Origin of the sequence: Pseudomonas costantinii (assembly GCF_001870435.1) — a bacterium.
Taxonomy (GTDB): Bacteria; Pseudomonadota; Gammaproteobacteria; order Pseudomonadales; family Pseudomonadaceae; genus Aquipseudomonas; species Aquipseudomonas costantinii.
This window is the reverse complement of the sequence record NZ_MDDR01000053.1, coordinates 1-665: the sequence shown is the minus strand read 5'-3', so window position 1 is coordinate 665 and position 665 is coordinate 1. Positions and strand designations below refer to the sequence as shown.

Sequence of the window (665 nt, the reverse complement as noted above, 5' to 3'; positions counted from 1 at the left end):
TCAGGGTTCGTTACCAGCTTCTCGAAGTTACCGCCTTCAGCCTTCGTAATCGTAGTGCTGACGGTCGAACCGTTGTTGTAGACGTCGTTGGCCGGGGTGTGGAACACCGCCGTGCCAGTCAGTTGATCGGCCTTGATGGTGATGGTTTGGCCGTTGCTCAACGTTACGGTGACGTCGGTTTGCGCCTTGTTAGTCAAGGTCGCGGTGTAGGTGATGTCACCGCCTTCAACCACGGTTTTGTCAGCGGTCAGAGTGATGGTGGTGGTATCGATCGAGTCGGTGATGACAGTTTTAGCCGCATCAGGATTTGTCACCAACTTCTCGAAGTTACCGCCGTCGGTCTTGGTGATGGTGGTGCTGACGGTCGAACCGTTGTTGTAGACGTCGTTGGCTGGGGTGTGGAACACCGCCGTACCAGTCAGTTGATCGGCCTTGATGGTGATCGTCTGACCATTCGAGAGGGTCACGGTGACGTCGGTTTGCGCCTTGTTAGTCAAGGTCGCGGTGTAGGTGATGTCACCGCCTTCAACCACGGTTTTATCAGCGGTCAGAGTAACGGTGGTGGTGTCGATCGAGTCGGTGATGACAGTTTTAGCTGCATCAGGATTTGTTACCAACTTCTCGAAGTTACCGCCGTCGGTCTTGGTGATGGTGGTGCTGACGGT

1 protein-coding gene is annotated in these 665 nt (G+C 54.9%); it reads right to left on the bottom strand.

The genetic code is table 11. The features are described from left to right. Positions 1–665: immunoglobulin-like domain-containing protein (locus BFL40_RS27685; RefSeq protein WP_143088340.1), on the bottom strand; the 665-nt coding region annotated here is incomplete at both ends.